This window comes from Bacillus sp. S3, assembly GCF_005154805.1.
Lineage (GTDB): Bacteria > Bacillota > Bacilli > Bacillales > Cytobacillaceae > Neobacillus.
Genome location: NZ_CP039727.1, coordinates 2628193 through 2648458 on the forward strand (window position 1 = coordinate 2628193; position 20266 = coordinate 2648458).

General features: G+C 39.7%; 16 protein-coding genes and 1 other annotated feature. Of the genes, 13 read left to right on the plus strand and 3 right to left on the minus strand.

Translation table 11 applies throughout. The annotated features are described in order from the left end of the window. Positions 1-135 precede the first annotated feature (135 nt). The 8 genes from FAY30_RS12595 (at position 136) to FAY30_RS12630 (ending at position 13417) form a co-directional block, all read left to right on the plus strand. Positions 136-1377, plus strand: coding sequence for an ATP-binding protein (locus tag FAY30_RS12595; RefSeq protein ID WP_190284901.1), 1242 nt, complete (start codon positions 136-138; stop codon positions 1375-1377). Positions 1378-1480: 103 nt separating this feature from the next. Next, the gene (locus FAY30_RS27545) at positions 1481-3226 is read left to right on the plus strand and encodes a SpoIID/LytB domain-containing protein (RefSeq protein ID WP_149870205.1); all 1746 of its coding nucleotides are present in this window, start codon (positions 1481-1483) and stop codon (positions 3224-3226) included. Between the two features lie 159 nt (positions 3227-3385). Continuing rightward, positions 3386-4729 carry an MDR family MFS transporter gene (locus tag FAY30_RS12605; RefSeq protein WP_149870206.1) on the plus strand — a complete coding sequence of 448 codons (1344 nt, stop codon included), beginning with the start codon at positions 3386-3388 and terminating at the stop codon, positions 4727-4729. A gap of 130 nt (positions 4730-4859) precedes the next feature. Continuing rightward, positions 4860-6788 (plus strand): FUSC family protein, encoded by a 1929-nt coding sequence (locus FAY30_RS12610; protein WP_149870207.1) that lies wholly within the window; start codon positions 4860-4862, stop codon positions 6786-6788. Positions 6789-6829: 41 nt separating this feature from the next. Next, entirely contained in the window at positions 6830-9172 is a 2343-nt protein-coding gene (locus tag FAY30_RS12615; protein WP_149870208.1) for a helix-turn-helix domain-containing protein, read from the plus strand. Positions 9173-9511: 339 nt separating this feature from the next. Then, positions 9512-10930, plus strand: coding sequence for an MFS transporter (locus FAY30_RS12620; RefSeq protein WP_149870209.1), 1419 nt, complete (start codon positions 9512-9514; stop codon positions 10928-10930). 85 nt (positions 10931-11015) lie between these two features. Then, on the plus strand, positions 11016-12203 hold the full coding sequence (locus FAY30_RS12625) for an amidohydrolase (RefSeq protein WP_149870210.1): 1188 nt from the start codon (positions 11016-11018) through the stop codon (positions 12201-12203). A gap of 26 nt (positions 12204-12229) precedes the next feature. After that, a complete protein-coding gene (locus FAY30_RS12630) occupies positions 12230-13417 on the plus strand; it encodes an amidohydrolase (protein ID WP_149870211.1) in 1188 nt (395 codons plus the stop codon). A gap of 57 nt (positions 13418-13474) precedes the next feature. On the opposite strand, the gene FAY30_RS12635 is transcribed toward FAY30_RS12630, so the two are convergent. Then, the gene (locus FAY30_RS12635; RefSeq protein ID WP_149870212.1) at positions 13475-13996 is read right to left on the minus strand and encodes a cupin domain-containing protein; all 522 of its coding nucleotides are present in this window, start codon (positions 13994-13996) and stop codon (positions 13475-13477) included. A 187-nt stretch (positions 13997-14183) separates the two neighbouring features. On the opposite strand from FAY30_RS12635, the gene FAY30_RS12640 reads away from it, so the two are divergent. The 3 genes from FAY30_RS12640 to FAY30_RS12650 all read left to right on the plus strand — a co-directional run bounded on the left by FAY30_RS12640 (position 14184) and on the right by FAY30_RS12650 (position 17438). After that, entirely contained in the window at positions 14184-14648 is a 465-nt protein-coding gene (locus tag FAY30_RS12640; RefSeq protein WP_190284902.1) for a GNAT family N-acetyltransferase, read from the plus strand. 177 nt (positions 14649-14825) lie between these two features. After that, positions 14826-15077, plus strand: a binding site (T-box leader). 100 nt (positions 15078-15177) lie between these two features. Next, positions 15178-16443, plus strand: a complete 1266-nt coding sequence (ilvA, locus tag FAY30_RS12645) for a threonine ammonia-lyase IlvA (RefSeq protein ID WP_149870214.1) — start codon at positions 15178-15180, stop codon at positions 16441-16443. A gap of 275 nt (positions 16444-16718) precedes the next feature. After that, positions 16719-17438, plus strand: a complete 720-nt coding sequence (locus FAY30_RS12650; protein WP_149870215.1) for a YebC/PmpR family DNA-binding transcriptional regulator — start codon at positions 16719-16721, stop codon at positions 17436-17438. A 26-nt stretch (positions 17439-17464) separates the two neighbouring features. Here the strand turns inward: FAY30_RS12650 and FAY30_RS12655 are convergent, their stop codons facing one another. Next, a complete protein-coding gene (locus FAY30_RS12655; RefSeq protein WP_190284903.1) occupies positions 17465-18376 on the minus strand; it encodes a DMT family transporter in 912 nt (303 codons plus the stop codon). A 282-nt stretch (positions 18377-18658) separates the two neighbouring features. Between FAY30_RS12655 and FAY30_RS12660 the strand changes: the two genes are divergently transcribed. Beyond that, positions 18659-19174 carry a YbaK/EbsC family protein gene (locus FAY30_RS12660; protein ID WP_149870216.1) on the plus strand — a complete coding sequence of 172 codons (516 nt, stop codon included), beginning with the start codon at positions 18659-18661 and terminating at the stop codon, positions 19172-19174. A gap of 43 nt (positions 19175-19217) precedes the next feature. Here the strand turns inward: FAY30_RS12660 and FAY30_RS12665 are convergent, their stop codons facing one another. Further along, positions 19218-19622: a hypothetical protein gene (locus FAY30_RS12665; protein ID WP_223820960.1), complete on the minus strand. Its 405-nt coding sequence runs from the start codon at positions 19620-19622 to the stop codon at positions 19218-19220. A 160-nt stretch (positions 19623-19782) separates the two neighbouring features. On the opposite strand from FAY30_RS12665, the gene FAY30_RS12670 reads away from it, so the two are divergent. After that, positions 19783-20169 (plus strand): SET domain-containing protein, encoded by a 387-nt coding sequence (locus FAY30_RS12670; RefSeq protein WP_149870217.1) that lies wholly within the window; start codon positions 19783-19785, stop codon positions 20167-20169. The last annotated feature ends 97 nt before the right edge of the window (positions 20170-20266 follow it).

Below are 20266 nucleotides of genomic sequence, written 5' to 3' on the forward strand. Positions count from 1 at the left end.
TGAAGGGGCACTGTGCTATGGCAGTGCTCTTTTTTTATTTGTGATAACGGCTATTTTTATAATTTTATGAAGGATAGTCATGGGTTTTGTCGAATTGTATAATTAAAACTATTATCCTAGTAAGCGGGGAATATGATGAACAGGTCGGGTCAAATTACACTGGTTCTAATTTCGGTCTTATTTACCACTTTCCAAAAGGTGTGGGATCATCATCCATTTTTTTCAATAGACTTTTTTGTATTTACTCTGATTGCATGGGTGGTTGGCTGGCAATATGATAAAGCGCGTGATTTTGAAAAAAAGGCTCGCGCTAGTGAAGAAAGCTATAAAAAATTAATTGATTCATTGCCTGAGCCGGTCTATATTACGAGAGAACATAAAGTTCTTTATGCCAATCATGCTGCAGCCAGTCTGGTTGGAGCCGCCAATAAAGAAGAGGTAATCGGTAAAATGATTCTTGATTATATCGTTCCGGAGTATAAGGACCGTTTAATGGAACGATTTAAACAAATAAAGAAGGAACAAAGTCCTGTCAACACAATCGAGTACAAAGCGAAACGGATAGATGGCTCGACATTCTTTTTTGAGGTATCGTCCTTGTTTATCGTATATGGCGGCACAGAGGCAGTGCTTTCTATTGGGAAGGATATTACCGAACGGAAAGAACAGACCGAACGCTTGCTGCAAAAATCAGAAAAATTGGCACTGTTAGGACAAATGGCAGCAGGTATTGCTCATGAAATTCGAAATCCACTAACGTCTATAAAAGGATTCATCCAGTTATTTAAAGCGAACCAACAAAAAGAGGAATATTTTGATATTGTCTTAGCGGAACTTGATCGGATCAATACCATAGTGGGTGAATTCCTTGTACTCGCCAAACCAACTGCCGCCGTATATGTTGAAAAAGATGTAAAGATACTATTTCAGGATGTTGTGACCTTAATCGGCACTCAATCTATTTTAAATAATGTTGAAATCCTTGTTGACTTCGCCCCTGACTTGCCCATGATTAGCTGTGAAGAAAATCAGTTGAAGCAAGTTTTTCTAAACCTGCTCAAAAATGCAATTGAAGCCATGCCTCATGGCGGTACTATTTATGTTCAGGTGGAGGAAAAGGAGGCAGGGAATATTTCGATAAAAATTATTGATGAGGGAGTTGGTATACCAAAGGAACGCCTCTCGACACTTGGCGAGCCTTTTTACACCACGAAGGAAAAAGGAACTGGTCTCGGCCTAATGACCTGCTTTAAAATAATCGAAAGTCATTCTGGTGTATTAACGATTCATAGTAAAGTCAACGATGGAACGACAATAGAAATTATTTTACCTACGATGAAACAGCCATTATTAAAAAAGGAACTTAGTTATATGTAAAAGTGTTAATTGGAAAAAATATTCCATTGTTCTCTGCTCAAACTTTAATATATTATAATCCTAGCAATTGAAACAATTAATAGTTTCGGAGGGATCAATTATATTGAAAAAAATCATGCTTGTTGCCGTGGTTTTTACATTGTTATTTTCTCTAATTCCTTTAAAATATGGTCATGCGCAGCAATCTGAGCCGATTGTTAATGTTAAGCTTGTCAATTATTTAGGCAATAAAACGCAACTTTCATTAAAGCCGACTGGTGATTATATTATTAATGGATCCGATCTTTCCTTAAGCTCTCAGAATACTTATCTATTAAAAACGGAAAATGGAAGATTATCATTGTATAAAGATAATCTTTTATTGAATTCATTTGATACTTTTTCTGTAACACCTGTACAAGCTGAAGGTCAGCTGTTCATTAATGACCGGGGATATTTAGGCAGTTTTAAATTTGTTGTGGAAAACAATCAATTTGTACGTCCCATCAATTCAGTCAAAATGGAGAACTATTTAAAAGGGGTTGTTCCCATTGAAATGTATCCTTCCTGGGAAATTGAAGCATTAAAAACACAAGCTGTTGCCGCTCGAACGTATGCGATGGGTTATTTAAACAGCGATGTCATTAATGATACCATTTCATACCAGGTTTATGGCGGATATGTTTGGACAACGAATACCTCCAAAGCAGTAGATGCGACACAGGGTCAGGTTGCCCAATACAACGGCCGGTTAATTGACGCCGTTTATTCTGCTAGCAACGGCGGTATGACAGAAAGTAATGCAAATGCATGGGGGAATACAGCCGTCCCTTATTTAACCATCAAACCAGACTCGTACGATCCCAAAAAGGTTTGGAACTTTTCCCTTCATCAAACGCAAATCGATCTAACCACAAAAGATTTGGCGAACCCTACTTCCTGGTGGACTGAAACAAACGAAGCAGATGCAACCATTACTACTAATATTAAAATGTGGTTAAACAAAAATGGTTATGCAAATAAAGATATTAAAATTGTTTCCATTCCTGAATTTTCATTATCCGGTATAGCTTCTGGCGGCCGTGTCAGCAAAGGTAACGTAACTTTGGAGTTTTTTGTAAAGGATAAAATGGATGCAGATGGAAAATTAGCTTTGCAGCATGTTTCATTATCAAATTTAAGTGCATCCACCATCCGGAATATGATTGGTGGACGGGTTATGTTGAGTCTGTTGGTGGATAGTGTGAATACCGAAAATAATCTCATTACGGTTAAAGGCTTTGGAGATGGTCATGGTGTTGGTATGAGTCAATGGGGTGCTCAGAACATGGCAAAAGCAGGTAAATCTTACGAGGACATTCTAAAGTTTTATTATACTGGGATTTCCATTGTTAAAATATATGATGTATCTCATTCAACACCACAAACTCCAATTCAACAACAACATGGCTGGGTATACACAAATGGCAAGTGGTCCTATTTTAATTCCACTGGTTCAAAGGCAACCGGCTGGTTAAAGGATGCTAATCAGTGGTATTACTTAAACCAATATGGTGAGATGCTTACAGGCTGGCAAATGGCGGGCGGAAAATGGTACTTCCTTAAATCAAACGGGGCGATGGCAACGGGTTGGTTGAAGGATCAAAACAAATGGTACTTCTTAACCTCTTCCGGAGCGATGGCAACGGGTTGGCTGAAGGATCAAAACAAATGGTACTTCTTAACTTCATCCGGTGCGATGGCGACCGGCTGGATTTTCGTCCAAGGGAAGTGGTACTATTTATCCGGCAGCGGTGCAATGGTTACAGGCTGGCAAAAAGTTGGCAGCAAATCGTACCTATTCCATTCTAGCGGGTATTGGATTCGTTAACTTTATACGATCGATTCGTTACAGACTCTGCAATTCTGTGGGGTCTGTTTCTTTTTTTGTTAAAACCCACATAAATTAAAGGGATATTTTGCTATAATGATAGATGCGGGAAAATATACATGTAAATAAAAGGAATTTTTTTCGGTGTAGGAGGATTTTATGGGGAAAAATAGATATGTATTTTGGGGGCTTGTCATTACCACCCTCATTTCGGCGCTCGATGCCAATATTATGCAGACAGCAAGTCCAACTATTGTCAAACAGCTTGGCGGAATGGAGCTTTTTGCTTGGATTTTTGTTGTCTATATGCTCGCAAGTACTGTAACGGTTCCACTTTATGGGAAATTATCGGATATGTATGGCCGGAAAAAGCTGCTAATGATTGCAGTAGGATTATTTACGATAGGGTCCATCCTTTGTGGTCTCGCGGACTCGATGGTGATGCTGGTGGTGTACAGAGGAATACAAGGACTTGGAGCTGGCGGAATGATTCCGCTCTCCATGATCATCGTCGGCGATTTATTCACGATAGAGAAACGAGGCAAAATTCAAGCGGTGTTTAGCACAATCTGGGCGATTTCCTCAATTATAGGGCCTGTGTTAGGATCCTTTTTTGTGGAAGCTCTGACATGGAGATGGATTTTCTTTATCAATATCCCGATTGGTATTGCCACGGTTCTTTGTTTACTCCCTTATAAGGAAAATATGGTATTTAAAAAGACTCACATTGACTATAAAGGGTTTTTCCTATTCGGGATTTCCATTACCCTTTTATTGCTTTCGACAAGTGTAAGGCAGCCTTTATGGTATCTTGTTTTTGGATTGCTGGGCTTAATCATTTTTGCTTTAGTTGAAAGGAAAGAAGCGCATCCCTTTCTTCCTGTTTCTTTATTTAAAAATAAAGGAATCTTGAGGACCAATCTTTTTATGCTCGTTTACTGTCTTTCTTTTTTTGGCACATCGAACTTTATTCCATTGTTTTTACAAGAAGGCTCTGGTATGAGTATTTATAAAAGTGGATTAATTCTGTTAAGTATTGCGATGGGCTGGATGTTTGGCAGTACACCAGCGGGAAAATGGATTATCCGCTATGGTTATAAAATCTTGTTTATTATTGGCAGCTTCATTACGGCTGTTTCCGGTTTTGCCCTTTATTTTTTCATCGAGGATATTTCGTACCTCGGCTTGTTCCTGATTTTGACTGTTCAAGGGGTTTCCTTTGGATTATTATTTGCGGTCGGGACCATTGCTTCGCAAGAATTTGCCGAATCCCATATCAAGGGAATGTCCACCTCACTGCAGATTTTTCTTCGTAATATTGGAACTTCAATTGGGGTTACCATAATGGGTTTACTGATCAATCAGGCGGCGAACGTTGTCATCGGAATGAAAAATGTGTTTCTTTATGCCTTTTGTTTAAGTTTGGTTACAGTTGCCTTAAGCTTTTTCATTCCGGCGAAAACCGAGGCAGTGACCGAAGGCAGCCCACAGCCCGTTTCATAATTACCTTTGAAAGACTGAACACTTGTTCAGTCTTTCTTTTGCATTGGTATCGTTTCCCCATGCAAATTGAGGAGGCAATTAGAGAATACTATTTTTTATAAAAAGGTTCTCTAAGAAAGAGGTTTACGCGTTGGGTAAAATAGGTTATTCGTTACCGCTATTCAAGTTTGTCAAGCAGGCATTAGAAATTAAAAAGAATCCTTTTCCATGGGAAAAAGCGATTTGCGCTGGTTTTTGTGCAGCCATCCCGGCATTCATTGGTTTGCTTACCGGAAATTTAGCTTACGGAATGCAGGCAGGGATTGGCGGCTTTACCTACCTCTATGTATTTAATGAACCCTATGCCCAAAGGGCGAAAAAACTGTTTTGGGTGATGATTGGCTTGAGTCTTTCCGTAGGGATTGGGACCCTTCTGGCTCCGCACCCGTTTTTATCATCTTTGATGCTTGGCTTGATTGGATCAGTCGCGACCTTTATTTTTGGAGCACTAAAAATTCCAGGTCCGGCAGCGGTTTTTTTCGTTTTATGTTTTGCGATGACCTCAGGAATGCCGATTGACCCAACACTTGCTCCGATAAGAGCGGGTCTTGTTTTATTGGGTGGGCTGCTTTCATGGGTAATTGGAATGGCGGGCTGGCTTTTTCATCCTCATGCACCTGAATTGAGGGCAGTAAGAAAAGTTTATCTGGAGCTTGCCTGCTTTTTAGACGCTATTGGGACGCAAGACTATAATCAAGCAAGGCATCGAACCGTGATGCAGATGAAGACGACGGATGATATTCTATTAGCGGGGCATATTACGTGGCGAACTACGGATGTATATAACCGGTTACTTTTGTTAAATCATCATGCCAATGATATCTTTTTACATGTTATCGAACGTTTTTCCGAATCGTGCGGAAAGCTGCCGCCGGAATTAGCGGCAGCTGTCAGGGGGATTGTCGATTCAATTGATGACAAACAGACCAAGCTTCCTAAAGTTCGCCAGCCTGAAGAAAGAAATGAAGCGATCGACCAATTGTTTCGTAAGATCTTTGATGCTGATGCCATCCTGAATGAACCAGTTTCGAAAATCAATCAAGAAATAATCATTTTTAAGCGTCCCATTATGACGGTATTTGGCGGGGCTTTTGACAAGAATTCGGTTGTCTTTCTTTCTGCTGCCCGCTACGGTACCATCCTTGCCATTGCAGCGATTGTTGCCTATTCATTTGAATTTTACCGCTCCTACTGGATTCCCTTATCCTGTGCGGCCGTAATGCTTGGATCCACCATTATTTCTACCTTTCATCGCGCAATACAAAGGACATTAGGAACGATTATTGGCATATTGACTGCAAGTATCATCCTTTCAGCAAAACCTCATGGGATTTTTATTGTGTTGATCATCTTTACACTAACAACCTTAACAGAGCTTTATATTGTTAGGAATTACGCGCTTGCAGCGATGTTCATCACTCCGAATGCCTTGTTAATCGCCGAAAGCTCGACACACTTACATAAGCTGTCCATTTTTGCCACAGCTAGGATTACAGATGTGTTAATTGGCTGCGGTATCGGGTTATTTGGGACCTATCTAACGGGAAGAAGGTCAGCTTCTAGCAGACTCCCACATGCAATATCGAAAACAATCCGAAGCCAGATGCAATTTGTACAAGTGTTATTTACAGGGCAATTGAATGATTTTCCATTTGAAAAAATCCCGGATCAGAGCAAAATGCATACAAATTTTGATAATTTAAAAATTATCTATACAACAGCATTAGGAGAACTTCCACATAATAAAGCTGCTTTAGGGAGGCTTTGGCCTGCCATCTTTTCAATGGAACAGTTGAGGTTTTATCTAGACGCTTGTTTAAGACGCGAGGACCGGCCCATCCTTTCCGATGAAAGCCTTGCCCGATTATTATTGATTTTTGAATCAATGGCAAGCGCAGTAGAACATAAACAGCCCGTAGTGAAAAGGATGGTCCCTGAAATAACGGGATTCCCAAAAATTCAACAAGAAATAGCAGACTTGCAAAACGCCTTGAGCGTGAAAAATGTCAATAAACAGTAATGCTAAAAAAGTGAAAGAGAGATTTGATTGAGGTGAATGGGTTGGGTGATCCAGGAGAAGATTTTTTAATTGAACTTAAAAGGATCGAATTTTTAGCGCCGAAGGTCAATAGAGGGATTCAATTTATTTTTTTGATAAACGGCGACCTAACGGTTGAGACGAATAGCCGCTTTTATTCATTAGGTGAAAATGATTTACTGCTGCTTAATCGCAATCAGCTTTATCAATTTCACGGCACAAAAGATAATTGTGTGCTGCTGTTAACCATTACGGATGGTTTTATCGACCGCTTTTATCCAGAGTATCACAAGCGTCGGTTTCGATGCTTTTCTCGGGAAGTTGAAATGGGGCGGGAATTAAAGATTGATAAAATAAGGAAATTACTGGCGGAAATGATGATTACTTATTTAAGGAGGGAGGAAAGCTATAAGCTTGAAATCCAAGGGAACATCTGTCAGATCCTATTGATTCTTATTCGTAATTTTAGCTTAGAAGGAACGGCTTTTGAAAAAATCGATACCGATGATCAGCGGTTAACACAAATCATTGATTATATGGAACGAAATTATGAGCAGCCGATCACTTTAGAGGAAATGGCACAAAAGACGTTCTTGTCAACGGCTTATTTATCCCGCTATTTTAAACAAAAGATGGGAATGGGGTTTAGCCGTTTTTTAATGAATATTAGGCTGAAACACGGTCTAAAGGACTTACTTTATACAACCGATTCGATTTCGCAAATTGCGATGAAAAATGGATTTCCAAATTCAAAATCATTTACAAACTTGTTTAAAGAGGTCTATGGTGCCACCCCGCATGAATACCGAGAAACACATAGCCCCGAACAACCTATTGAATCTGTCAACAGCTATAATTTACATGATTCGGAAACACTGATGAAGTCTCCGGAGGTTTTGGCTAAATTAGGGATGATTTTAACAGCTGGTGACAAAATGTATGTCAATACGGAAACACGTTATGAAGAATTGATGATTGAACTTTCCCATGATAAACAGGAAACAATCAACCTTCCTGATAACATCCTGATGGTAGGTGAATTAAAGGAATTATTAAAAGAAAATGTTCGTTCTCAAGTGTTAATGGTGAAAGATGATTTGGGATTAAGTTTTATTGGAATTCACCATTTAGTAAGTGGGGCAACCATCCTTCCTGATGTGGAAACGGACGAACGGATTGCTACCACATCCCCTTACTTTAACACGGATAGCGCATTAAATTTTATATTAAAAAATAATCTATCCTTGTATGTGCGGGTAGATTATCAAGAAATTTCGGCAGACGAGGAGCAGTACTTTAGTAAACTCACCAAATTTTTAAAACATTGCTTGCAGGTTTATGGAGAAAAGTTTTTGAATTCATGGCATTTCATCTATTATGAACCATATTTTACGGCAGTAGAGGCGAAAAATTTACATCAAATTTATCTAAAATTACATCGGCTTCTCAAACAGCTGGTCCCAGATGTCAAGGTCGGCGTGTTTCTGCCGTTTTCCTTTCATGACGAAAATATCCCGAAAGAGCATGAATGGCTGTTGGGAGAAGGGGATCGTTTTGATTTTATTGGCTTTCATGCTAACCAAAATGAAGTGATTGATTTTACCGACATGGGCGATGATCGCTTTTCTTTAACAAAGGATTACATTAAGGAAACAACGAAAAAGGTAAAAGGATTTTTAAAGCAGAATGAAATCGATAAGCCGCTTTTTCTCGTTTCATGGAATACACTTTCCGGAAATACACGATACACAAATGGCACGTTTTTCCGCGGTGCGTTAGTGTTAAAAAATGCTTTGGATTTAGCCAATGAAGTCGAATCACTGACCTTTTGGGTCAATACTGAATTACATGAAGAGGATAAACCGAACCATAGGATTCGTCTCGAAGGATTGGAATTATTTCATTATTTCAATGGAAAGCGTCCTGCCTATTATTCGATGTTATTTGCAAATAAGCTGGAAGGAGTAGTGGTTGCAACGGGTCAGGACTTTCTCATGACACAAACGAACAGGGGCTACCAGCTGGTTCTCATGAATTGTAATTATGTTAACCCGTATTTTTCCATTGAGGAAGCCTTCCTTCAAAAACTAAATAAAGATATTCGCGTGAAAATTTCTGGCATACAGAAAGGTGAATATCAAGTTCGTAAGTATATTTTTGACAAGGACAACGGGGCATTGTACACGAATTGGTGGAAAATGAGCAGTAAACATGGAATGGATGCCGAAATGATTGATTATATAATCCGTACCAGCCATCCATCATTAGAACTATTTGATGAGTCCATTGATAATGAATGGGCGTTCTATTCCTATATGACGACAAACGCCATTCATTTTTTCGAAATTCGAAAAGTATATGAGTAATCAAAATAGCCATTGATATGTTTTCCATATCAGTGGCTATTTTTTGTCCAAAAATAAACGACTGTCAAAAATCGACGTCTATTTTTAGCTATAAAAGAAGGGCAGTTAAAAAAATAACCATGAATACACCTAAACCACACAAAAATTGACTCGGTTCAATCGGTTGATTTTTCTATAATAGGGCTATGAACAAGATATGAGTTAACTGTTTTGAACAATAACTAGACAATATATTTTTAAGTTGAATTGAAGGGATTTCTTATTCAAATACTGATGGTAGGATTCCTTCATTATTGATCAAGATAACGGTTAACAAATAAAACATCTAGGAGGTTCACCATGGATACAGGTTATAAAGGAACAAATAAAATGATTACCGGAATTGTGTTCGGTGTTATTACGTTTTGGCTGTTTGCTCAGGCAATGGTTAACGTCGTTCCAGCGGTTCAAAAAGATTTAGGTATTTCATTAGGTATGCTGAATGTAGCCATTAGTTTAACTGCCTTATTCTCAGGAATCTTTATCGTAGCTGCAGGTGGATTGGCAGATAAAGTGGGCCGTAAGAAAATTACCAATATTGGATTGATTTTAAGCATTATTGGTTCACTATGCCTCATATTTGCACAAGGATCTGCCTTACTCATCATTGGCCGTGTGATTCAAGGACTATCAGCAGCATGTATTATGCCTGCAACGATTGCTTTAGTGAAAGAGTATTTTGAAGGGGCAGAACGTCAGCGCGCCTTGAGCTACTGGTCCATTGGTTCATGGGGTGGTTCAGGTGTTTGTTCATTTGCCGGCGGCGCGATTGCAACCTATATGGGTTGGAGATGGATTTTTGTCTTTTCGATTGTTTTCGCCATCCTTGCCATGCTGTTGATTAAGGATACACCTGAAAGCAAAGGGGAACAAACAACTACAGCAAAATTTGATGTCAGTGGGTTTATCACCTTTATCATTACGATGCTTGCGTTAAACTTAGTAATCACACGGGGTGGAGATTTCGGATGGACAAGCCCGTTAACATTAATTCTTATCGGCGTGACCATCATTGGAGCCATTGTCTTCTTTAATATTGAAAAACGAAAAGCAGCAAGCTTCATTGATTTTGGCTTATTTAAAAATAAACCCTATACAGGTGCAACGATTTCTAACTTCTTATTAAATGCCATCGCTGGAACACTTGTTGTTGCGAATACGTATGTTCAGGTTGGCAGAGGATTTACCGCTTTTCAATCAGGTATGTTATCTCTTGGATATTTAGTCGCTGTCTTAGCGATGATTCGAGTTGGAGAGAAAATATTACAAAAGGTAGGAGCAAAATCTCCAATGATTTGGGGGGCGATTATTACTACGGTTGGTGTAGCGCTCATGGGATTAACCTTCTTGCCTGGTGTTATGTATACAGTTGTGGTATTTATTGGATTCGCTTTATTCGGCCTTGGCTTAGGAATTTACGCCACCCCGTCAACAGATACAGCTGTTTCGAATGCCCCTTCGAATAAAGTTGGGGAAGCTTCCGGACTTTATAAGATGGCCAGCTCTCTTGGCGGATCATTTGGTGTCGCGATTTCAGCAGCTGTCTATGCAGCGATTGATTCTATAGGAAGCATTGAAGCTGCGGCAACCGGAGGGGTAATTACAAATGTAATCTTTGGTATTCTTTCCTTGCTTTCAATCATTGCGATGGTTCCAGGGAATGCTGGTAAGAAAAAAGTAAAAAATCCATCACCAACACCAACGCCGGTAACAGAATAATCAGGCGAAGGTTGTCCATAAGTGCTGCTAATGTTAAATTGTGGCGGCACTTATCCTAGCATGTGGATGATTGGGAGGCATAAAAATGAGAAACCAATTAATGGGAATGTTAGAAGCGCGTAAAGAAGAAATGATTCAAATTCGTCGTTATTTACATGAACATCCTGAATTGTCTTTTAAGGAAGAAAAAACAGCGCAATATATTGCTGATTTTTACAAAGGAAAAGATGTTGAGGTAAAAAGAAATGTGGGTAATGGTAATGGGTTGATTGTGACGATTCAAGGTGGAAAGCCCGGAAAAACGATTGCCCTTCGCGCCGATTTTGATGCGCTGCCTATTGCTGAAGAAACTGATGTGCCATTCAAATCGAAAAATGAAGGTATTATGCACGCTTGCGGTCATGATGCCCATACCGCTTACTTACTGGTTCTTGCCGATTGTTTGATCCAATTGAAATCCTCACTTGCTGGTACGATTAAAATTATTCACCAGCACGCAGAGGAAGCACCTCCCGGAGGCGCAAAAAGCATTGTCGAATCAGACGTACTGGACGATGTCGATCATATTTTTGGTATACACATTTTCCCTACCCATCCAGCGGGATTTGTGGGATACCACAGCGGTTTCTCACTGGCTGGAAGATCGTTTTTTAAATTGGGAATTCAAGGTGTAGGCGGACATGGTTCCTCTCCACATTTGGCCAATGATGCGATTGTCGCTGCTTCCTATTTTGTCACGGCTGTTCAAACAGTCATCAGCCGCCGTTTAAATCCGTTTGATCACGGTGTGATAACAATCGGCTCTTTCGACGGAAAAGGAACCTTCAACGTGATTAAAGATCGTGTGGAGCTTGAAGGTGATGTGCGTTACATGACGGTCGAAACACAGCAGTTACTTGCTAACGAAATACACCGGATAGTCAAGGGAATTGAAGCAGAATTTGATGTTCAATGCGATCTTTCCTATATAGCGGATTATCCGCCATTATACAATGATCCGGAAGTAACATCTGATGTCGTTGCAAGCCTTAAGAGCATGGATGATCCAGATATTCAGGAAGTTGGCGAATATCCAATGCTCTCAGGCTCGGAAGATTTTGCTTACTATCTTGAAAAAATCCCTGGTTGTTTCTTTTTCATTGGCTGTAAACCTAAAGGTGTAGAAAATGCTTACTTTAATCATCATCCGAAATTCGATATTGATGAAGAGTGTCTCCTTGTAGCCGCAAAGTCTGTTGGACAAGTGGTTTGTAGTTATTATGGGTTGGAATAGTTTTTTCAGAAAGGATGGTTATAACCATGAAAAAACAATTAATGGAATTGTTAGAAGAACGTAGAGAAGAAATGATTCAAATTCGCCGCTATTTACATGAACACCCGGAATTGTCTTTTAAAGAAGAGAAAACGGCTCAATATATCATCGATTTTTATCAAGGCAAGGATGTTGAGATTCAAACGAATGTGGGTAATGGCTTTGGGATTGTTGTTACGATCAATGGAGGAAAGCCAGGTAAAACAATTGCCTTACGAGCTGATTTCGATGCCCTTCCTATTTTGGAAGAAACAAATCTTTCATATAAATCAAAGAACGAAGGGGTCATGCATGCGTGTGGTCATGATGGACATACTGCCTATTTATTAATTCTTGCGGATTGTCTTATTCAATTAAAGGCTTCTTTGCCTGGTACGATAAAAATTATTCACCAACATGCTGAAGAGGTGCCGCCAGGTGGAGCAAAAAGTATTGTCGAATCAGGCGTTCTTGATGATGTGGAAAATATATTTGGTATCCACTTATTGCCGCTGAATCCAGCGGGTAATGTAGGCTATCATAGCGGCTATTCCTTTGCAGGCAGATCGTTCTTTAAATTAACCGTTCAAGGTGTTGGAGGACATGGATCATCTCCTCATTTAGCGAACGATTCCATTGTCGCCGGTGCCCATTTTGTTACAGCGATTCAGACTGTCGTCAGCCGCCGTTTAAATCCATTCGATATGGGGGTTATTACGATTGGCTCATTTGACGGCAAAGGGACTTTCAACGTCATTAAAGACAAGGTTGTACTTGAAGGGGATATACGTTATATGTCACCTGAAGCAAAAAAGATTATTGAAACAGAAGTACATCGAATTGCAAAAGGGGTCGAAGTGGAATTCGGGGTTCAATGTGAGCTAGCTTATGAGTCTGATTATCCGCCACTATACAATGACCCAAGTATGACAGCTTTGGTAAAGGAAAGTTTAGAAAGTGCCAATCAACCGGAAATTCAGCAAGTCGAGGAGTATCCAATGATGTCACCATCCGATGACTTTGCCTACTATTTAGAAAAAATCCCTGGCTGTTACTTCTACATCGGCTGTACGCCAAAAGGGGTAGAAAAGCCATACTTCAACCATCATCCAAAATTCAATATCGACGAAGACGCCCTAATCGTCGCAGCGAAATCAGTCGGCTGCGTCGTCTGCGGGTACTATGGTATAGAATAAAAATACAGGTGTCAGGCACTATGTGAATTTTTCACATGGTGCCTGACACCATTTTCCTCAAAATGGTAAAATTTCATATGCTAACTTTAAAATGATTGTCTCGTGCTGCGGATATTTGAGTAATAGCTCTTTTTGTGTAAATAGTTCAAAGTCTTGGAATTCAAAGCCGGGTGAAACCATGCAGCCCACTAATGAAAAGGTGTCTTGATCGTTAACGGAGGATCCAAAGATTGAATTCTTCGGAACCAATGCTTGAGGCACCTCTCCTTTTTCTAAATTCATCCCTAATTTTATTTCCTCATATTCCCCATTTTCGTGAATCACATGGATCGTCAATGGGCTTCCCACGTGAAAATACCATAATTCGTCTGATTTCAAACGATGAAAATGGGAAACATCATCTGAAGTTAAAAGAAAGTAAATACTCGTATAAAGCCTGCGGTGCCCATCAAAATTCACACTTAACTCATCATCAGATATTCTTTCCGTCGATTGGTACGTGCTTTTGTAGTAGCCTCCTTCTGGATGAGGAGCGAGTCCAAGGTTGATTATTAAGGATTGTATTTCATTTTTGTTCATATTAAAAATCCTTTCACTATACATTACTATTCCATTTGCAGGATGTGGAAAAATCCATTTTTATCATACGATACGTAGCGGGATTAATCAAAGCCGGACATAATATAAGCCGCTGTTAAGAAATTCATGATTTCATTTCCAATACTCGACTCATATAATGAATGAAATGTATTGTCGAGGTGAGTTCATGAAATTAAACATTGCAAGGACAAAAATGAGCGAAGCGGAGGCCCTATTAACCATTCAAAGAGAAGCGTTTCAATCCGATTTGAAGAAGTATAAGGATTATGATTCAAGTCCTGCAGCCGAACCATTAGATTTTTTTAAGTATAAACTCAACCAATCCCTTCATTACACCATTTTCCTAAATGGAAAAATTTCCGGCGGCATCTGTATCGTGAAAATAACGGATACCCATTATCGCTTGTTTCGTCTTTTTCTCAGCCCCGCCATTCAAAATCGAGGCTTGGGCAGCAAAATCTTGACACAACTAGAAAAGAAGTTTCCGCAAGTAAAGGAATGGAGCTTAGACACCCCAAAGGATAATGCCCGGACCCGCCATTTTTACGAAAAATTCGGCTATAAAAAAACGAAGGAATTTAAGGTTAATGATCGATTAACTCTTATAGAATACGAAAAAAAGATAAAATGACAGTCGTCACATTGATGAAATCCACCTGGGATTAGGTGGATTTTTTAGATATAAAATAAAAGTGGTAAAAAATGAACTATTGGAAATGTAAGCGCTTTAATAATTAACAAAATAGTTAAAATAGTCAAAAAACATTGACAGGGCATTTTTTCGGTGGTACCCTTATCTAAAATTAGATATGAATTGATGACGAGAAGAGTAGGATATATCCCTTGTTCCGCAGAGAGTCGACGGTTGGTGGAAGTCGATGACAGGTTTATCTGAAAATCATCTCTGAGATGTATAGCTGAAGGATGTAAGTAAGCTGTACCGGAATGTCCGCCGTTAAAATGGAACACGTACTCACTAATGGTGCGTTGATCGAGAGCCGCAGTTTTCATTTTAAAATTGCGGAAGTAGGGTGGTATCGCGAGCTAACTCGTCCCTATTCCACAGGGGCGGGTTTTTTGTTGTGTTTAAAAGCTTAATCATCTACTAAACGAATACTATTTTGAATGGATAGTAGGAAATACAGAGGAGGAAATAGAAAATGAGTCAACAAGTCGATAAGAAAACGTTTAATGTAGAGGATATCATCCTTGCCAGCCATAATATTAAGGATGAAATTTCACCAACCCCTTTGCAGTACAATCACTTATTGTCAGAACGATATAACTGCCATGTTTATTTAAAACGCGAGGATCTGCAAAGTGTCCGCTCGTTTAAAATCCGCGGAGCCTATAACCGCATCAAAAAGCTAAATGAAGATGAACTTCAAAATGGGATTATCTGTGCGAGCGCTGGTAATCATGCGCAGGGTGTCGCTTATTCCTGCCACCTGTTAAATATTCATGGCAAAATCTTTATGCCAAGCACGACTCCGAAGCAAAAGGTGAATCAAGTGAAATTTTGGGGCAAGGACAGTGTAGAAATTGTCTTAACCGGTGATACCTTTGACGATGCGTATGTAAAGGCGATGGAATGCAGCCAGGCTGAAAATCGGACATTTATCCATCCTTTTGACGATTACGATGTGATTGCCGGTCAAGGGACGGTTGCAGTAGAAGTGCTGAATGATTGTCCTGAAAAGATTGATTACCTTTTTGCAGCGATAGGCGGAGGCGGTCTCCTCGCTGGTGTCGGAACGTACATGAGACATTATTCACCACAAACACAATTAATCGGTGTTGAGCCTCTAGGTGCACCAGGCATGAAGGAATCAATTTTAAAAGGAGAAGTCACCTCGCTCGAGACGATTGACCCGTTCGTTGACGGGGCTGCTGTGAAAACAGTTGGCTCAAAGACATTTAACATTTGTAAAGAAATGGTTGATGACATTATTGTCATTCCGGAGGGTAAGGTTTGTACCACACTTTTATCCTTATATAATGAAAATGCCATTGTTGTGGAACCTACCGGTGCTCTTTCTGTTGCCGCCTTAGATACATATGCAGATCAAATTAAGGGCAAAACGGTTGTCTGTGTCGTCAGTGGCGGGAACAATGATATCGGACGGATGCAGGAGATTAAAGAGCGTTCCAAGCTTTACGAAGGGCTGCAGCATTATTTTATTGTTCAGTTTCCGCAGCGTCCGGGGGCATTACGCGAATTCCTCTTTGATGTTCTTGGGCCGAATGATGATATCAGCCATTTTGAATATACGAAGAAGAATAATCGTGAAACCGGACCGGCAGTTGTGGGAATTGAATTAAAGGATAAAGAGGATTACCTTCCATTAATTGAACGGATTAAGGCAAAGGGTTTTATTTATCGGGAACTAAATAACGATAGCACACTGTACCAGATGCTTGTATAGTGGAATAGGACCATCCATAAAACATGGAATGGTCCTGTTTTTAGCGATTTTTTCATTCATCAACCCCTTTTTTAATGATCGGATACTTAACAAATAACACTTTTCATGTATAATATTATCTGTGTATCAAAACAGCATTTTTCCATAAAGTGATGTTTGACAGGTAAATAATTCGTCAAGGACTCCAAATTGTTATAGTAAAAAAGTATTGAAGAATCCGCTTTTTTTATTATAATAATTTTGTGCAGATTCAATCCGGAAAGAGAGTGTTCGTAATGGGACGTAAATGGAACAATATTAAAGAAAAGAAAGCGTCAAAAGACGCAAATACAAGCCGTATTTATGCAAAATTCGGGGTTGAAATTTATGTAGCTGCAAGGCAGGGTGAACCAAATCCCGAATCTAATCAGGCGTTAAAATTCGTTCTAGAGCGGGCCAAAACATACAATGTGCCTAGACACATTATTGATCGTGCGATAGAAAAAGCAAAAGGCGGGTCTGAAGAAAGCTATACCGAGCTTCGTTATGAAGGATTTGGTCCGAATGGATCAATGGTCATCGTCGATGCGCTAACAAACAACGTTAACCGTACTGCTTCAGATGTTCGCGCGGCATTTGGTAAAAATGGCGGGAACATGGGTGTCAGTGGTTCTGTCGCTTATATGTTTGATGCAACAGCGGTTATTGGTGTGGAAGGAAAATCCTCCGATGACGTGCTTGAATTGTTAATGGAAGCAGATGTTGACGTACGTGACATTATCGAAGAAGAAGAGTCAGTGATTGTCTATGCGGAACCTGATCAGTTCCATGCCATGCAAGAAGCTTTCAAGCAAGCAGGTATCACTGAATTTACCGTTGCCGAATTAACGATGCTGCCACAAAATGAAATCACGCTTCCAGAGGATGGACTTGCTAAATTCGAAAAAATGATTGATGTATTAGAAGATTTAGAAGATGTGCAACAAGTATACCACAACGTGGATTTAGGCGAATAAAAAACAGGCAGGCCGATGTGGTCTGCCTATTTTTTTGAAGCGGATAATATAAAAATAGTGGAGATGATTGAAAAAGAACCGATCCACTCTGCCGCACCAAAGGTAACATGGAGCCAGGCTACGGCCAAAAAGGATGCGGATAATGGTTCAACACAGGCGAGCAGGCTTGCTTCGGATGCTCGGATATACTTCAAACTCTCCATATAGCAAAAGAAAGCAATTAACGTGCCAAAAACGACGACAAATACTACCGCTAAAAAGGATGTAAGATTCCAACTACCTTGAAATTTCCACGGTGGATGAATGAAACTGAATCCGATGCCTCCAATTGTCATTCCCCAGCCCACAGTAATCAGAGAGCCCCATTTAGACAGCAGGCTGCCTGGATAAAGTGTATAAAACGCAAGCGCAAACGCTGATAGAATTCCCCAGAATAACGCCGGACCGGAAATGGACAGCGAATGAACACTTCCTTTTGTGACTAGAAGAAAAGTGCCAAAAAGGGCTAGGCCGATCGCAATCACTTCTTTTTTTGCGGGCAATGATTTTGCTCGCAGGCATAAAAACACAGCGATGATAACCGGAGCGAGATACTGTAAGACTGTTGCCGTAGCCGCATTTCCATGCTCAATTGCTGCAAAATAAGTATATTGAACACCAAACATGCCAATGATGCCAAAGATAATAAGACGAATGACATCCTGTTTATTTTTCCAAACGCTCCAAATATTTTGTTTCCCAACGGTTTGAGAAAAAAACAATAAACCCATTCCCGAAAATATCAAGCGGGTAACGACAAGCCAGTTCGTGCTGTAGCCTTGCTGATGAAACAGATATTGGGCAACTGTGCCGGATACTCCCCAAAAGGTTGCGGCTATTAGTACTAAAATAATTCCTTTTGCCCTTGGGTAGGGCATTACTGCACCTTGCGAATTCATGTCTTTCCCCCCAAAACGTTTTCCTACATCTCTGCTATTCTATAAATATAACAAAACATTATAACATTTTTAAGGCAGCTGGTTTAAAAATATCTCTAATAAATGGATAGGATTTTCCTGCTATATTTCAGCTTACTTCCGCTAACTTACAACTATCAACATGCTAGCTAACTGATATTCTCTTGCTAAAAGGAGTTAGCGTACAGTTGAAGCCGTATTTTCGCTTTATCCCTTTAACGTATGGTAATATACACTATAATACATATGGAAAGGATGAATAAGGTGTCACTAGAAAGTGTAAAAGCCCATTTCAAACAATGGAATCGTGAAATGGACGTCATGGAATTTGAAACATCCAGTGCGACTGTTGATCAAGCGGCTGAAACCATTGGGGTAATCCCTGCTCGTATTGCCAAGACATTGTCCTTTAGAGGTGCAGATGAAAAAGCGATCTTGATTGTGGCTGCCGGCGATGCAAAAGTTGATAACAAAAAGTTTCGGCAAAAATTTGGGTTCAAGCCTCGGATGCTTGCTCCAGAAGAAGTACTTGAGCAAACAGGTCATGCGATTGGCGGGGTTTGCCCATTTGGATTGAACCATGATCTTAAGGTTTACTTGGACGTGTCCATGCAAAGATTCGATACTTTATTTCCCGCCTGCGGCAGTACGAACTCTGCCATCGAGTTGACGAAGGAAGAATTATTTCACTATTCGTTTGCTATTGAGTGGGTAGATGTGTGTAAAGGATGGGAAGAGAACGAGCATACAGCAAAAGTCAGCCAGCAACTCGAAGTTTAACTAATAAAAGGATGTGAATCATAAAGATTGCACATCCTTTATTCTATCTCGGAGTTATTGGCTTAACTGTAATGGCCGGAGTGTAATTTGTAACCAGGCATCCCTCTAAATTAGTGGGATTTAATAATCCTAGGTTAAGCGCTGCTTTTATTTTTGCATCATCCGGCTTTTTAACCACCTGAATGAGATCATTCATCTGTAATTCTTCTAATCTTTCAACGGTTACCACTTCATTGTATTTCTCCGTTTTTCGAATTTGCCTTTGCAGCTTGTAACCACTCACGGTAATTTCCCCTTTATGATTGGATCCAACCAGATGATTAAAATAGGTTTGAAATGCTTCCTTTAATTGATTCATTTCAAATTCGATTTCTTTTTTTTGTTTATTCAGCTCGTAATACCTGACCAACATCTCACCTGTTATCAAGGAATCATTGTTTTTTAACAATATCCTCGCCTCCCTACGAACGTATATTCCATTTTATGATGAGTGCCGGAAAATATAACCAATCGAACTGAAATAAAAAACATTTGCATTCCTGAGCATATAATGGCAAGCTTAAGTATGATAAAAAACTTCATTGGAAAGAACATTATAGGTGATTAATATGATTGAAGTAAAAACTTCTAAGCTTAGTGATGGGGATTTAAATAGAGGGGTATTTGCAACTCGTGATATTGCTAAAGGGGAGCTAATTCATGCGGCACCTGTTATTCCTTACCCTAATGAGGAGCATGTTCACATTGAAAAGACCTTACTGGCTGATTATGCATTTGAGTATGGAATCAACCATACAGCGTTTGTTTTAGGATACGGTATGTTGTTTAACCATTCGTATGAGCCCAACGCCACTTATGAAATAAATTTTCCAAATCACACGTTTGATTTTTATGCTTACAAGGATATCAAAGCAGGCGAAGAAATCCTCATCAATTATAACGGCGACGAGGACGACAATGAACCACTTTGGTTTCATAAAGATGAAAATAAATAAACAAAAAAGATAGATGGAGGCAGGTAACCTGTTTTTCCATCTTTTTTTATTTTTTAAAAACTTTCTAGTGTTATACGTCGTCTAAGATTTAGCAAGG

What these genes read in the sequence shown, in the direction of transcription:
- FAY30_RS12595 (WP_190284901.1), top strand. Translation starts at nt 136, where the DNA reads ATGAACAGGTCGGGTCAAATTACACTGGTTCTAATTTCGGTCTTATTT.
- FAY30_RS12605 (WP_149870206.1), top strand. Translation starts at nt 3,386, where the DNA reads ATGGGGAAAAATAGATATGTATTTTGGGGGCTTGTCATTACCACCCTC.
- FAY30_RS12620 (WP_149870209.1), top strand. Translation starts at nt 9,512, where the DNA reads ATGGATACAGGTTATAAAGGAACAAATAAAATGATTACCGGAATTGTG.
- FAY30_RS12625 (WP_149870210.1), top strand. Translation starts at nt 11,016, where the DNA reads ATGAGAAACCAATTAATGGGAATGTTAGAAGCGCGTAAAGAAGAAATG.
- FAY30_RS12630 (WP_149870211.1), top strand. Translation starts at nt 12,230, where the DNA reads ATGAAAAAACAATTAATGGAATTGTTAGAAGAACGTAGAGAAGAAATG.
- FAY30_RS12635 (WP_149870212.1), bottom strand. Translation starts at nt 13,996, where the DNA reads ATGAACAAAAATGAAATACAATCCTTAATAATCAACCTTGGACTCGCT.
- FAY30_RS12640 (WP_190284902.1), top strand. Translation starts at nt 14,184, where the DNA reads ATGAAATTAAACATTGCAAGGACAAAAATGAGCGAAGCGGAGGCCCTA.
- ilvA (WP_149870214.1), top strand. Translation starts at nt 15,178, where the DNA reads ATGAGTCAACAAGTCGATAAGAAAACGTTTAATGTAGAGGATATCATC.
- FAY30_RS12650 (WP_149870215.1), top strand. Translation starts at nt 16,719, where the DNA reads ATGGGACGTAAATGGAACAATATTAAAGAAAAGAAAGCGTCAAAAGAC.
- FAY30_RS12655 (WP_190284903.1), bottom strand. Translation starts at nt 18,376, where the DNA reads ATGAATTCGCAAGGTGCAGTAATGCCCTACCCAAGGGCAAAAGGAATT.
- FAY30_RS12670 (WP_149870217.1), top strand. Translation starts at nt 19,783, where the DNA reads ATGATTGAAGTAAAAACTTCTAAGCTTAGTGATGGGGATTTAAATAGA.